Origin of the sequence: Streptomyces sp. NPDC016845 (assembly GCF_044332585.1) — a bacterium.
Taxonomy (GTDB): domain Bacteria; phylum Actinomycetota; class Actinomycetes; order Streptomycetales; family Streptomycetaceae; genus Streptomyces.
The window spans coordinates 161,428-175,130 of record NZ_JBIRPI010000010.1 but is presented as its reverse complement, the minus strand read 5'-3'; the positions used below and the strand labels follow the sequence as shown (position 1 = coordinate 175,130).

Sequence of the window (13,703 nt, the reverse complement as noted above, 5' to 3'; positions counted from 1 at the left end):
CGCGGCGCCTACGCCTCACCCGCCACTCAACCCGCGCACGGCGGCTACGAACCTGCCCCGCACGCGGCGCGTGACGGCTATGACTCGCCCGCTACTCAACCCGCGCGCGGCGCCTACGCCTCGCCGGCCACACACGAGCCGCCCCCGCAAGCCGCGCGCGGCGGCTACGGCTCGCCCGCCTCTCAAGCCGCTCGCGGCAACTACAGCCCCCCGGCCCCTCAAGCCCCTCGCCACGCATATGGCCCGCCCGCCCCTCAAGCCGCCCGCGGCGCGCACACCCGGCCAAGCTCCTACGCCGGACCCGACCCATATGCCGGACCCGATCCATATGCCGGGTCCGATCCGTACGCCGGGTCCGATCCATACGCGGGGTCCGATCCGTACGCCGGGCCCAACCCCCCAGCCGGGCCCGATCCCCGCAACGCGCCGGGCTCTTACCCCGCCCGCGATACCTACCGCCCCGCCTACACCTACAACCGCCAGCCCACCCCCGCCGAACCCGCACCGCAGCGAACGCCCCCGCGGCGAACGCCTCCGCAGCGAACGCCCCCACCGCCAACGCCCGCGCAGCGAACGCCCCCGCCGCGGACGACCCAACCCCGGGCGCCCCAACCCGTAGCGCGGCCCGTGACCGGGCGGATCGCCGCTCGGAGGGCCGCGCGGCGGCGGAAGGCCGAGCAGCGGCCGGAGGCGTTGCGAAGGCTCGTGCCGCAGGCGCTGGTGGTCGCGTTCCTGGCCGGAGGCACCACCGCGTTCGTGGCCGACGACAAGGCGATCCGGCTCACCGTCGACGGCAAGGAGCGCACGCTGCACACCTTCGCCGACGACGTCACCGAGCTGCTCGCGGACGAGGGCGTCGACGTCGGCGCCCACGACGTCGTGGCGCCGGGCCGCACCACCGCCCTGACCAGCGGCGACGAGATCGCCGTCCGCTACGGCCGCCCCGTCCGGCTCACCCTCGACGGACAGCGCCGTCAGGTGTGGACCACCGAGCGGACTGTCGCCGGGGCGCTGAGACAGCTCGGGGTGCGGGCGGAGGGCGCGTACGTCTCGGTGTCCCGTTCCCGCCGCATCGAGCGCCACGGCCTCGACCTCGACGTACGGACCGAGCGGAGCGTGACCGTCATGGCCGACGGCCGCCGCCGCACCATCCGCACGAACGCGGCGACCGTCGGCGAGGCCGTCGACGCCGCCGGGGTCCGGCTGCGTGGCCAGGACACCACCTCCGTACCGGCGCGGAGCTTCCCCCGCGACGGACAGACGATCACCGTGATGCGGGTGACCGGCGGGAAGGAGGTCCGCGAGGAGATCGTCCCGTTCGCCACCGAGCGCATCGACGACCCCGCCCTGTTCCAGGGCACCGAGGTCGTCACCCAGGCCGGCGAGCCCGGCATGCGCCGGGTCACGTACGCGCTGCGCACCGTCAACGGCGTCAAGCAGAAGCCGCGCCGCGCGGGCGCGGAGACGGTGCGCGAACCCCGTACGCAGATGATCCGGGTCGGGACGCGGCCGCTGCCCAGCTCCGTGGCGGGCGCCGACACCCTGAACTGGTCCTCGCTGGCCGCCTGCGAGTCCGGCGGCCGCCCCGCCGCCACCGACGCGACCGGCACCTACGGCGGCCTCTACCAGTTCGACACGCAGACCTGGCAGAGCCTCGGCGGCTCGGGCCACCCACAGGACGCCCCCGCCGCCGAGCAGACGTACCGGGCGAAGAAGCTGTACGTGCGGCGCGGCACCAGCCCCTGGCCGCACTGCGGGCCCCGCCTGCACGGGTGAACCCCGGGCGGCGCCGCCCCGTACCCTTGAACGGTGAGCACCCCTGACCCCCAAGGCCCCCTGTTCGGCGCCGCCGACATCCGCGAGCTGGCCGCCGCCCTCGGCGTCCGCCCCACCAAGCAGCGCGGCCAGAACTTCGTCATCGACGCCAACACGGTCCGCCGGATCGTCCGCACCGCGGAGGTCACCGCGGACGACGTGGTCGTCGAGGTCGGCCCGGGCCTCGGCTCGCTCACCCTGGCGCTGCTCGACGCGGCCCGGCACGTGACCGCCGTCGAGATCGACGACACGCTCGCCGCCGCGCTGCCCGCCACGGTCGCGGCCCGCATCCCGGCCAAGAAGGACGCCTTCGACCTGGTCAACATGGACGCGATGCAGGTCACCGCGTTGCCGGGCCCGGCCCCGACCGCCCTGGTCGCGAACCTCCCGTACAACGTGGCGGTCCCGGTCCTCCTGCACATGCTCGACACCTTCCCGACCATCGAACGCACCCTCGTCATGGTCCAGGCCGAGGTCGCCGACCGGCTCGCGGCGGGCCCCGGCTCCCGCGTCTACGGCGTCCCCTCCGTCAAGGCCAACTGGTACGCCGAGGTCAAGCGCGCGGGCAGCATCGGCCGCAACGTCTTCTGGCCCGCGCCGAACGTCGACAGCGGCCTCGTCTCCCTCGTACGCCGCGCCGAGCCGGTCGCCACGACGGCCTCCAAGAACGAGGTCTTCGCGGTCGTCGACGCGGCGTTCGCCCAGCGCCGCAAGACGCTGCGCGCCGCGCTCGCCGGATGGGCCGGTTCGGCCGCCGCGGCCGAGGCGGCGCTCGTCGCGGCCGGGGTCTCGCCCCAGGCGCGCGGCGAGGCGCTGACGGTCGAGGAGTTCGCCCGGATCGCCGAGCACAAGGAGACGGCCGCGTGAGCGTGACCGTACGCGTCCCCGCCAAGGTCAACGTCCAGCTCGCGGTCGGCGCCGCCCGCCCCGACGGCTTCCACGACCTGGCCAACGTCTTCCTCGCGGTCGGCCTGTTCGACGAGGTCACGGTGGAGCCCGCCCCGGCCTTCGAGATCACCTGTACGGGCCCCGGGTCCGACCAGGTCCCCCTCGACCGTACGAACCTGGCGGCGCGCGCGGCCATCGCCCTCGCCGAGCGGCACGGGCTCGGCGACGACCCAAAGATCCGTATCCACATCGCCAAGGACATCCCCGTCGCGGGCGGCATGGCGGGCGGCTCGGCGGACGCGGCGGGCGCGCTCATGGCCTGCGACGCGCTGTGGGGGACCGGGGCGTCGCGCGAGGAACTCCTCGACATCTGCGCCGAGTTGGGCAGTGATGTGCCGTTCAGCCTGGTGGGCGGGGCGGCGCTCGGCACGGGCCGCGGCGAGAAGCTCGAACCGCTGGACGTGACCGGGACGTTCTGGTGGGTGTTCGCGGTGGCGGACGGCGGCCTGTCCACCCCCGCCGTCTACCGGGAGTTCGACCGCCTGACGCCGCAGGCGCCGGAACCGGCCGCGTCCCCGGCGCTCCTTGAGGCGCTCCGCACCGGCGACGCGTCCGCCCTGGCGGCCACCGTCACCAACCACCTCCAGCCCGCCGCGCTCTCCCTCTTCCCGTCCCTGAAGGCCACGCTCGACGCGGGTACGGGGGCCGGGGCGCTGGCCGCGCTGGTCTCCGGCTCCGGGCCGACGACCGCGTTCCTGGCGGCGGACGAGACGGCCGCGCGCCGGATCGCCGCCGCGCTGACCGCCTCCGGGACCTGCCGGACGGCGCGCGTGGCGGCGTCGCCCGCGCCGGGCGCCTCACTCGTCGCCGAATGAGGCGCCGTCGGCAGGTGGTCAGGTGCGGGGCAGCGAGGTGTTGGTGATCGGCAGCGTCGTCTCCGTGCCGGCCACGTAGAGATCACGCGTGGCCGTGCGGAGCACGAAGGTGTCGTCCTCGGCGCGGACCCGTACGGACATCACGAAGGTGCCGTCGTCGTCCGTGGTGACGTTGACGCGGTCCTGGTCCTCCCAGTAGGTCTGCAGGAAGACCTCGTTGTCCCCGGGGTCGACGCCGCGCGGCACGGTCACCTTGCCCTGCACGGTGAGGATGTCGCCCTTCTTCACCTTCTTCTTGTTGACCTTGTACGTGACCGAGGTCGGCTTGGCCGTGGCGTGCACGGTGGTCTCGTCGAAGTAGCCGTCCTGCGGGGTGTTGAGGTCGCCGTCCTCGTCCCACATGGCGGTGATGTGCACGTCCTGCTGGACGTTGAGCAGGCTGCTGTTGGTGGTGTGGTCGATCTCGACGTCGGGGACGGTGAACTTGCCGTTCGCGTCGGTGACCGGGATGCCCAGGTCGCGGGGCTCGTAGTAGTTGGGGTCGATCGGGTCGCCCCACGGGTTCCAGGTCGTGAACTGGACGACCTCCTGGACCGTGACGGGCACGTTCGGCGCCGGGGTGCCGTCGGCCTTGGTGACGGTGCCCGTGACGTCGACGGTGCGGTGGTCGTAGTCCGTGCCGGCCGGGTCGGTGGTCACGTCGATGACGTACGGGTCGCCGGGCGCGGGGTCCGCGGAGGCGGCGGGCGCGGTCAGGGCGCCGGTCGCGAGCAGCAGGGCGGCGGTGGCGGCGAGCCGCGTCGGCAGGGCGTTTGCAGGCACGTTCGGAACTTCCTTGTCGGTCCGAGGATGTGCGCCGGGCGGTACCGGTTCCGCCGCGGCGCGGGTGTGCGACGCACCCTGTTCGACGGGGTGCCCGGGGTGGGAGTTGTGTGGTGCGGGGCCGCCGTTACGCGGCTGTGGCAGGGGGTGGATTTGTCCCGGTTCCGTGTTCACCTGGACGTCGCCGGGGGTACTCGCGCCGGACGTGCGTCGCCGGGTGCGGACGCGTCGTGGCTGGTCGCGCCGTTCCCCGCGCCCCTTGCGGCTGCGGCTTCGCCGCGCCTCCCCGGAGAGGGCGCACGCGGTGCGCATCGCAGGGGCGCGGGGAACCGCGCGACCAGCTACGACGAACGCCGCGCCCGGCGACGCCCGCCCCGGACCCCGCGGCGCGAAGCCCACCCCACGACCCCGACTACGCTGGAGGGCAGATACCCCCGCGGCAGGAGCGAAATGGCAGTCAATCTGGTCAACGTCGAGAACGTCACCAAGGTCTACGGCACAAGGGCCCTGCTCGACGGCGTCTCCCTCGGCGTATCGGAAGGCGACCGGATCGGCGTGGTCGGGCGGAACGGGGACGGCAAGACGACCCTGATCCGGATGCTCGGCAAGCTGGAGGAGGCCGACACCGGACGGGTCACGCACAGCGGCGGCCTGCGCCTCGGCATGCTGACACAGCACGACTCCCTCGACCCGGCGGCGACCGTGCGCCACGAGGTCATCGGCGACCTCGCCGACCACGAGTGGGCGGGCAACGCCAAGATCAGGGACGTGCTGACCGGCCTCTTCGGCGGCCTGGACATGCCGGGCTTCGACCAGGGCCTGGACACCGTCATCGGTCCGCTCTCCGGCGGCGAGCGCCGCCGTATCGCCCTCGCGAAGCTGCTCATCGACGACCCTGACCTGCTGATCCTCGACGAGCCCACCAACCACCTCGACGTGGAGGGCATCGCCTGGCTCGCCCGCCACCTCCAGGCCCGCCGCTCCGCCCTCGTCTGCGTCACGCACGACCGCTGGTTCCTCGACCAGGTCTGCACCCGCATGTGGGACGTGCAGAAGGGCGCGGTCTACGAGTACGAGGGCGGCTACTCGGACTACGTGTTCGCCCGCGCCGAGCGTGAGCGCATCGCCGCGACCGAGGAGACCAAGCGCCAGAACCTGATGCGCAAGGAGCTGGCGTGGCTGCGCCGCGGCGCCCCGGCCCGCACCAGCAAGCCCCGCTACCGCATCGAGGCCGCCAACGAACTGATCGCCGACGTGCCGCCGCCCCGCGACACCAGCGAGCTGATGCGGTTCGCCAACGCCCGCCTCGGCAAGACCGTGTTCGATCTCGAAGACGTGACGGTCCAGGCCGGACCCAAGGTGCTGCTCAAGCACCTAACCTGGCACCTCGGCCCCGGCGACCGCGTCGGCCTGGTCGGTGTGAACGGCGCGGGCAAGACGTCCCTGCTGCGAGCCCTCGCGGACGCCGCCCGCACCCAGGGCGAGCAGCAGCCCGCCGCCGGAAGGATCGTCGTCGGCAAGACGGTCCGGCTCGCCTACCTGTCGCAGGACGTGACCGAGCTGCCCGCCTCGTTGCGCGTCCTGGAGGCCGTCCAGCAGATCCGTGACCGCGTCGACCTCGGCAAGGGCCGCGAGATGACCGCGGGCCAGCTGTGCGAGCAGTTCGGGTTCAGCAAGGAGAAGCAGTGGACGCCCGTCGGTGACCTGTCCGGTGGCGAGCGGCGCCGTCTGCAGCTCCTGCGCCTGCTCATGGACGAGCCGAACGTCCTCTTCCTCGACGAGCCGACCAACGACCTCGACATCGAGACCCTGACCCAGCTGGAGGACCTCCTCGACGGCTGGCCCGGCTCCATGATCGTCATCTCCCACGACCGCTTCTTCATCGAGCGGACCACGGACAACACGTTCGCGCTGCTCGGCGACGCCACCCTGCGGATGCTGCCGCGCGGCATCGAGGAGTACCTGGAGCGCAGGCAGCGGATGATCGAGGCCGCGTCGCCCGCGCCCGTGGCCGCCCCCGCCGCCGCGAAGTCCGGCCCGTCGGCCGCCGACGCCCGCGCCGCGAAGAAGGAGCTGCAGAAGATCGAGCGCCAGATGGACAAGATCTCCTCCAAGGAGTCCACGCTGCACACGCAGATCGCCGACAACGCCACAAACTTCGAGAAGGTCGCCAAACTCGACGCCGAGCTGCGCGAACTGGTGGCCGAACGCGAGGACTTGGAACTGCGCTGGCTGGAACTCGCCGATGACGCGTGAAGGCCGCGTGTAGGCGCGTAACAGACGCATCACGGGCCGGTCCACCCTTGGGAACAGGGGGTCGACCGGCCCTTCGCATGCGTGTCCAGAGTGATAGAAAGGGCGGCTGGGGGCGGCCTGAGCGCACCCCGTGACCACCTTGAGAACGTCCGGAAAACACCCAGGCGTGCCGGTACATCAGCAGTGAAAGAGGGGGGAGCGCTGATGACTCAGCCGCCCAGCGGGCCGCCGTCCGGCGGGTTCGGAGCGCCGCAGGATCCATCGAACCCGCAGAACCCGCAAGGTCCGCCGCCCCCGCAGAACGCCCCGGCGCAGCCCGGCTACGGATATCCGCAGCAGCAGCCCGGACCGTACGGGCAGCCTCCGCAGCAGCCGGGCCCCTACGGGCAGCCCGGCCCTTACGGGCAGCAGCAGCAGCCGGGCCCGTACGGCTACCCGCAGCAGCAGCCGGGCCCCTACGGCCAGCAGCCGCAGCCGCAGTACGGCTACCCGCCGCAGCAGCCCCCGGCCATGCCGGGCGGCTCCGGCAACGGCGGCGGCGGTGGCGTCAAGGGCAGGACGTGGGTGATCGCGGCCGCGGCCGTCGCCCTCCTCGTCGTCGCGGGCGGCGTGGTGTTCGCCGTCGTCGGCGATGACGACGGTGACGACGGCAAGAAGGACGTCGCCGACAAGAACAAGGACCCGAAGGCATCCGCGTCCGCCCCGGTCAACCCGGGTGACGGGCAGGGTGACGGGCACGGCGGCGAGGAGGACCTCAACGCGGGCCGCCAGGACGGCGAGGCCAAGGTCCTCTGGTACAAGACCGCCCCCAAGGTGGGCAGCGACGGCGCCGACGCCCCCGGCATGTGGATCACCGACAAGGTCGCGGTCAAGGCCGCGTACAAGGAGATCCTGGGTTACGACACCGGTGACGGCAAGGTCAGTTGGCCCGCGATCACCCTGCCGCAGAAGATCTGCTCCGTCACCAAGGCGCCGTCCGACGCGGGCAAGATCGTCGTCGCGTACATGAGCGGCACCACCTCCCGCGCGCACTGCAACCAGGTCCAGGAGATCGACCTCGCCACCGGCGCCAAGGGCTGGACCGCGAAGATCCCCGAGCGCGAGGACAAGGACGACTTCTTCGACGGCACCGGCTCCAGCATCTCCCTGGCCTACGTCGGCACCGACACCCTGATGGTCGGCCGCGAGATGTCGGGCCTGGCCCTGGACGCGAAGACCGGGGCGAAGAAGAAGTTCGTCGTCAGTGAGTACGGCAGCAACTGCTTCCCCAAGGCCTACACCGGCGACAAGAGCAAGCTGCTCTCCGTCGCCTCCTGCGGGGCGGGCGGCGACAACGCGCACGAGGAGCTGCGCCAGCTCGACCCGGAGACCGGAAAGGCCCTGTGGACCAAGAAGTTCCCCAAGGACTGGTCCATCGGGAACGTGTACTCCGTCAGCCCGCTGGTCGTGTACAGCACGAACACGGACGCCAAGAAGTACAACATCGCCTCCTTCAGGAACAACAGCAGCGCCGTGCAGGCCGAGGTCTCCGTCGACGGCCTCGACACGCGCTGCGGCGGCTCCGGCATCTTCTCCCTGGCCCGGAACGTCGACGGCTGCTCGGGCGTGATCGCGGACGCCTCCACCCTCTACATGCCGACGCAGGGCGAGACCGGCGGCCAGAACGAGGTCGTCGCCATCAGCCTCACCAGCGGCAAGGAGCGCTGGCGCGTCAAGTCGCCGGACGACCTGCCGCTGCAGCCGCTGACGGCGGAGAACGGCGCCGTCGTCGCGTACATGGGCGCCTCGTACAGCGGCAGCGCGGGCCGCGTGGTGTCCGTCCCGATCTCGGGCGCGCACACCCCGAAGACGCTGCTGCAGAACCCGGCGGGCACCGCCGAGATCGAGAGCGGCTTCTCCTCGCCGGACGTCGCCTGGCGCGACGGACGCTTCTACATGTCCGCCACCCGCCTGTCCGGCAGCGCCAAGGGCCAGCAGAAGCTGATGCTGGCGTACGGCGACTGACCCGCACGCTCCTTCTCTCTCCCGTCCCCGCTCGCTCCAGGCACCGAGGTACCCACGCCATGACACAGCCGCCGCCACCCCCGCAGCAGCCCCCGAACCAGCCCCCGAACCAGCCCCCGCAGGACCCTTTCCGCAAGCAGCCTGAGCCGCAGCAGCCGCAGCAGCCGCCGCAGCAGCCTCAGCCCCCGGCCCCCGGTGGTTTCGGCGCGCCCACCACGCCCCCGCCCGGCGGCTTCGGCGCCCCGACCCCGCCCCCGCCGCAGGGCGCTCCGGCCCCGGGCTACGGCTACCCGGCCCAGCCGCCGCAGCAGCAGCCGCCGACACCCGCGTACGGCCAGCAGCCGCCGCCGTACGGCCAGCCGCAGCAGCCCTACGGCCAGCAACCGCAGCCCTACGGCCAGCAGCCGCAGTACGGCTACCCGCAGCCGCCGACCACCCCGATGGCCGCGCCCGGGGCGGGAGGCGGCGGCAAGAAGCCCTCGCCCGTCGTCTGGATCATCACCGCGGCCGTCGTGGTGATCGCCCTCATCGTCGGCGGCGGCATCCTCTACGCCGGCTCCTCCGACGACGACGGCAAGGACGACAAGAACAACTCCGCCGACGGCGGTGACAAGGGCGGCGACGAGGGCAAGGGCGGCGGCGCCGAGAGCGGCGCGGGCGAGGAGAAGGTCCCCGGCTCCACCGCCGCGAGCATCGCCTTCCAGCTGCCCGCGCCCGCCGTGGTCAAGGACGCCGTGTGGAGCGTCGAGGGATCGTGGCTGACCGACTCCACGTACGTGAAGTCCGGACTCGGCGAACTCATCGGCTACGAGCCGGACTCCGGCACCAAGAAGTGGACCCTCCCGCTCTCCGGGCAGACCTGCGGCGCCTCGCCCGAGGTGACGGAGGCCGGGCTCGCCGCCGTGCTCTCCGAGGACGGCAAGCGCAAGAAGGAGAAGGACTACTTCAAGTGCACCGAGATCACGGTCTTCGACGTCAACACCGGTAAGAAGGTGTGGACGAACAGCGTCGAGTCGAGCGGCCAGAAGATCGCCTTCAAGGAGCTGTCCATCACCGGCAACACGCTGGCGGTCGGCGGCGGCTACGACGGCGGCGCTGCCTTCGACATCACCAGCGGCAAGTCGCTGTGGAAGCCGCAGCAGGGCAGCTGCGAGGACGTCGGCTACCGCGGCGGCGAGCAGCTCGTCGCGGTCCGCAAGTGCGGTGACTTCGACGCCGAGACGTACGAGGTCCAGGTCCTCGACCCGGCCTCCGGCAAGCCCAAGTCGACGTACAAGGTCCCCGGCCAGGCCGGCAGCGTCAACCTCCTCTCGGTCTTCTCCAGCAAGCCGGTCGTCTTCGGCGTCGCGCTCGGCGAAGAGGTCAAGTACACCGACGCGTTCGCGCTCGACGACAAGGGCGGCCTGCGCGCCAAGATCTCCATCGACCCGGACAAGTACGACGTCGACTGCGAGGTCGGCGAGGTGCACGGCTGCAAGGGCGTCGTCGTCGGCAACGACCGCCTCTACCTGCCCTCCCAGCAGCACGACGGCAGCGGCACCGACCAGGTCAACGAGATCGTGTCGTTCGACCTCGCCGACGGGCAGCTCACCGGTGACCGCTTCGACAGCGGGGCGGACTACGAGATCTTCCCGCTGCGGATGGACGGCGGCAACGTCCTCGCGTACAAGGACGGCCCCTACGACAAGGGCGCCCAGGTCATCACCATCGCCGCGAAGGGCGGCAAGCAGACGACGCTCCTGGAGACCCCCGCGACCCAGACCGTCCGCGACGTCCTGAGCCGCATGGTCCCGAGGTCGTCCGAGATGCTGTACGGGAACGGCCACCTGTTCCTGGCCGAGGACCTCATCAGCGAGCGGTACTCGTCGAACGACAAGCAGTACTCGGCGGTCGGCTTCACCGCCAAGTAACGTACGAAATACGAGCTTTGCTCGCCTGACGGCCCCGCGCCCCGTATCGGGAGGCGGGGCCGTCGCGTACGCGAAGGCCGGAATTTCAGCAATGCGGGCCGCATCTCACCGGTAGGGGGCGCGCAACGTCGAACAAGCGTGTAGCTTCCGGGGGATGAAGGAGGACGGAGAGTCGGGGGGCTCGCCTGTCCGTGGGGGGCCCCGGAGTCCATAGTCAGCTTCTGGGGCGAACTGGGGGGTTTGCTCAATGGGTGTGCGGCTCATGGTGGTCGACGACCACCGATTGCTCGCCGAGGCACTCGCCTCGGCCCTCAAGCTGCGCGGGCACCGGGTGCTCGCCGCGGCGGCGCCCGCCGCGGGCGCCGCCGAACTGGTCATATCCCGGGCGCCCGAGGTCTGCCTCATCGGCACCGCGACCCCGGCCGAGCCCGGCACCTTCGACCCGGTGGTCCGCATCAAGAAGGAGCGCCCCCAAGTGGCGGTCGTGGTCCTCGGCCCCGTTCCGTCCCCGCGCGGCATCGCCGCCGCCTTCGCCGCGGGCGCCTCCGGCTACGTACGTCATGACGAGCGCATAGAGGGTGTCGAGCGGGCCCTCATGAAGGCCAGGGCAGGAGAGGCGGCGGTGGCGCCGGCCCTCCTCCAGGGCGCGTTCAGCGAGTTGCTGAACCCCGCCGCCCAGCCCGACGACGAGGGCCAGCGCCTGCTCCAGATGCTGACGCCGCGCGAGGTCGAGGTCCTGGTCCGCGTCGCGGACGGCGAGGACACCCGCCTCATCGCGGCCGGCATGGGCATCGCCCCCTCGACGGCCCGCACGCACGTCCAGCGCGTTTTGATGAAACTCGGCGTCGGCTCCCGCCTGGAGGCGGCGGCCCTGGCGGCGCGCACGGGCTTGCTGGACAGGGCGGGCCCGATCCCGGCCCCCGTCCCCACCTCTCCCACTCCGGACTCGCCGGAACCGGACTCGTGAGCTACAGTTGATCTTGTTGGTCACCGCAACCGCGGTGCACGGACAGTGCGTTGGTGGTCCAAGGAAAGACGCCCCGCTTCCTGCGGGGAAATGCAGGTGCAAGGCCTGCCCGGCGCTCCACTCCAAGTCCCGCTCCGCTGTCATGGCAGGGCGGGACTCGTGCGTTCACGCCATCGCGTCCACCTCGTCGAGGTACCGGGCCACGGGCCCGAAGGTGAGCAACCCACTGGCTGCGCCCGCGTGTTCGGTTCGGGCGTCGCGTAGGGCCTGCGCGGCGCGGGCGGCGATGTCGCGCGCGCCGAGACGCGCGGCGGCGCGGGCGGTGAGACACCACATGGCCTCTTGCAGATGATCGTGCGCCGGTTCTGGTACCGCGTCCAAGGCCGTACGGGCGTCCGCGTCCCGCCCCTGGGCGAGGAGGACGAGGGGCCGCGCCCAGGGCTCGTACGGACCCCAGTCGAGCCGGGGATCGGTGGGCGCGGGCCGGTCGTTGAGGAGCCGGAGACCGAGGACGGCCAGCGGGAAGAGGCCGCGGTGCAGCCCCGGCATCCCGGCCGTACGGAGACGGTCCTCGGCGGCGCGGTAGCGGGCGGCGGCGCCGGCGGGGTTCGACTCCGCGGCGACACGGGCCCGGAACCAGTCGGCCAGGACGGGCACGAGCGGCGACTCGATGGCGGCGGCGAGGCGCTCGGCGGCCTCGGCGTGCGCGGCGGCGGCGTCGAGATCACCGAGGGCGGAAGCGGACTGCAGCCGGACGAGCCGCCCGAGGACGGCGAAGCGCGGCAGGCCGTGCCGGGTGGCGAGGCCGAGGATCTCCGCGCCGACCCGGTCCCGTACGGGGGCGAGCCCGCACCGGTGGAAGGACTGGAGGAAGACGGCGTTGAGGGCGAAGGCGAGGAGCGCGGGGTCGTCGGAGGCGCGCGCCAGGGCTTCGGACTGCCGGGCCGCATGCCGGGCGCGCTCGGCCTCTTCCGACGTCAGGTCGGCGCTGCGGCTCTCGACGGCGATGGTGGCCAGGAGGCGGGTGCGGAGATCGGCGGGCCCGTCGGCCCCCAGGGCGTCGAGCGTGCGCTCGGCGGCGGCGACGACGGCCCGGGACTGCGCGGGGTCGTCGGCCCGGCTCCAGAGCGCGGGCACGTCGTAGGCGCCGATGATGCGGGCGGTGAGGACGAGGTCCCCGCTGCGTTCGGCGGCCTGCGCGGCGGCGAGCCGGTCGCGCCGCGCGTGCACGAGGGCGTCGCCGCCCGCGAGGGCGAGGGTCCGGGCGAGGTCGACGGTGGTACGGGGCCCGAGACGGACGTTGAAGGGCGCCGGGGTGGCCTCTTCCCCGTTGACGTTTTCGCTGAGGGAGTTGTTGAGGATGTCCGTCTCCAGGCGCTGGAGCTCGGGCGTCGGATCGAGCCCGAGCTGGCCGACGAGGATGGCGCGGGCCCGCCGCAGGGAGGACAGGGCGTCGGCCTGGCGCCCCGCGCGGTGGAGGGCGCGGGCGAGCAGCCCCCAGGCGGGTTCGCGCCAGGGGTGCTCGGCGACATGCGCGTCCAGCTCGGCGACCAGCTCGGCCCCGTCCCCCCGTTCGAGAAGAATCCGGGCCCGCAGCTCGAACCCCTCGAGCCGCAGCTCCTCGAGGCGGGTCCGCTCGCGCTGGGCCCACGCGGAGTCGGGTACGTCGGCGTAGGCGGGGCCGCGCCAGGAGGCGAGGGCGGCGGCGAGGTCGTCGACGGCGGCCGGGTTCCGGCGGGCACGGCCCAGGGTGTCCTCGAAAGCCTGGACGTCGATGTCCTCGCGCGCCAGCCGCAGGGCGTACCCGGGACCTTCGGTGACGATGACGCGCGGCGCGACGCGAGGCGGCCTGTGGGGTTCGAGGGCGCGGCGCAGGGCGGCGACGAACGTACGCAGGGCACCTACCGCGCGGACCGGCGGATCAGCGGCCCACAGATCATCGACGAGCGTGTCGGTACTGACCATCCGCCCCTCCGCCGCGACCAGCCGCCCCAGCACCTCCCGATGCCGGGGCCCGCCGAGCGCGACGGGGCTCCCGTCGTCATGGAGGGCACGTACGGCGCCGAGTACGTCGATTCGCATGGGTCCATCGTGCGGGGCGGGACGGTGCGGCGCGCACCGGCACTGATCGGTTGCTGATCGCGGGGCCGGAGTCTGAGGAGGAAG

The 13,703-nt window shown here is 72.7% G+C and carries 9 protein-coding genes; 7 read left to right on the top strand and 2 right to left on the bottom strand.

Going from position 1 to position 13,703, the window contains the following annotated elements:
• The first annotated feature begins 627 nt into the window (after positions 1-627).
• The 3 genes from ACH4RC_RS24440 to ACH4RC_RS24430 are packed head-to-tail and all read left to right on the top strand — an operon-like array spanning position 628 to position 3,578.
• A complete protein-coding gene (locus ACH4RC_RS24440) occupies positions 628-1,776 on the top strand; it encodes a ubiquitin-like domain-containing protein (protein WP_398204494.1) in 1,149 nt (382 codons plus the stop codon).
• A gap of 33 nt (positions 1,777-1,809) precedes the next feature.
• Positions 1,810-2,682 (top strand): 16S rRNA (adenine(1518)-N(6)/adenine(1519)-N(6))-dimethyltransferase RsmA, encoded by an 873-nt coding sequence (rsmA, locus tag ACH4RC_RS24435; protein WP_398204491.1) that lies wholly within the window; start codon positions 1,810-1,812, stop codon positions 2,680-2,682.
• The gene (locus tag ACH4RC_RS24430) at positions 2,679-3,578 is read left to right on the top strand and encodes a 4-(cytidine 5'-diphospho)-2-C-methyl-D-erythritol kinase (protein WP_398204489.1); all 900 of its coding nucleotides are present in this window, start codon (positions 2,679-2,681) and stop codon (positions 3,576-3,578) included. Before rsmA ends, ACH4RC_RS24430 begins: the two co-directional genes overlap by 4 nt.
• Before the next feature lie 18 nt (positions 3,579-3,596).
• On the opposite strand, the gene ACH4RC_RS24425 is transcribed toward ACH4RC_RS24430, so the two are convergent.
• Positions 3,597-4,400 carry an acyl carrier protein gene (locus tag ACH4RC_RS24425; RefSeq protein ID WP_398204487.1) on the bottom strand — a complete coding sequence of 268 codons (804 nt, stop codon included), beginning with the start codon at positions 4,398-4,400 and terminating at the stop codon, positions 3,597-3,599.
• Between the two features lie 450 nt (positions 4,401-4,850).
• On the opposite strand from ACH4RC_RS24425, the gene ACH4RC_RS24420 reads away from it, so the two are divergent.
• From ACH4RC_RS24420 to ACH4RC_RS24405, 4 genes are all read left to right on the top strand, one after another.
• Positions 4,851-6,656, top strand: coding sequence for an ABC-F family ATP-binding cassette domain-containing protein (locus tag ACH4RC_RS24420; RefSeq protein WP_398204484.1), 1,806 nt, complete (start codon positions 4,851-4,853; stop codon positions 6,654-6,656).
• Between the two features lie 204 nt (positions 6,657-6,860).
• Positions 6,861-8,660 carry a PQQ-binding-like beta-propeller repeat protein gene (locus ACH4RC_RS24415; RefSeq protein WP_398204482.1) on the top strand — a complete coding sequence of 600 codons (1,800 nt, stop codon included), beginning with the start codon at positions 6,861-6,863 and terminating at the stop codon, positions 8,658-8,660.
• A 59-nt stretch (positions 8,661-8,719) separates the two neighbouring features.
• Positions 8,720-10,570 (top strand): PQQ-binding-like beta-propeller repeat protein, encoded by a 1,851-nt coding sequence (locus ACH4RC_RS24410; protein ID WP_398204480.1) that lies wholly within the window; start codon positions 8,720-8,722, stop codon positions 10,568-10,570.
• A gap of 247 nt (positions 10,571-10,817) precedes the next feature.
• A complete protein-coding gene (locus tag ACH4RC_RS24405; protein ID WP_398204477.1) occupies positions 10,818-11,537 on the top strand; it encodes a LuxR C-terminal-related transcriptional regulator in 720 nt (239 codons plus the stop codon).
• 165 nt (positions 11,538-11,702) lie between these two features.
• Here the strand turns inward: ACH4RC_RS24405 and ACH4RC_RS24400 are convergent, their stop codons facing one another.
• A complete protein-coding gene (locus ACH4RC_RS24400; RefSeq protein ID WP_398204475.1) occupies positions 11,703-13,619 on the bottom strand; it encodes a BTAD domain-containing putative transcriptional regulator in 1,917 nt (638 codons plus the stop codon).
• Between the last annotated feature and the right edge of the window lie 84 nt (positions 13,620-13,703).

What these genes read in the sequence shown, in the direction of transcription:
- ACH4RC_RS24420 (WP_398204484.1), top strand. Translation starts at nt 4,851, where the DNA reads ATGGCAGTCAATCTGGTCAACGTCGAGAACGTCACCAAGGTCTACGGC.
- ACH4RC_RS24415 (WP_398204482.1), top strand. Translation starts at nt 6,861, where the DNA reads ATGACTCAGCCGCCCAGCGGGCCGCCGTCCGGCGGGTTCGGAGCGCCG.
- ACH4RC_RS24410 (WP_398204480.1), top strand. Translation starts at nt 8,720, where the DNA reads ATGACACAGCCGCCGCCACCCCCGCAGCAGCCCCCGAACCAGCCCCCG.
- ACH4RC_RS24405 (WP_398204477.1), top strand. Translation starts at nt 10,818, where the DNA reads ATGGGTGTGCGGCTCATGGTGGTCGACGACCACCGATTGCTCGCCGAG.
- ACH4RC_RS24400 (WP_398204475.1), bottom strand. Translation starts at nt 13,619, where the DNA reads ATGCGAATCGACGTACTCGGCGCCGTACGTGCCCTCCATGACGACGGG.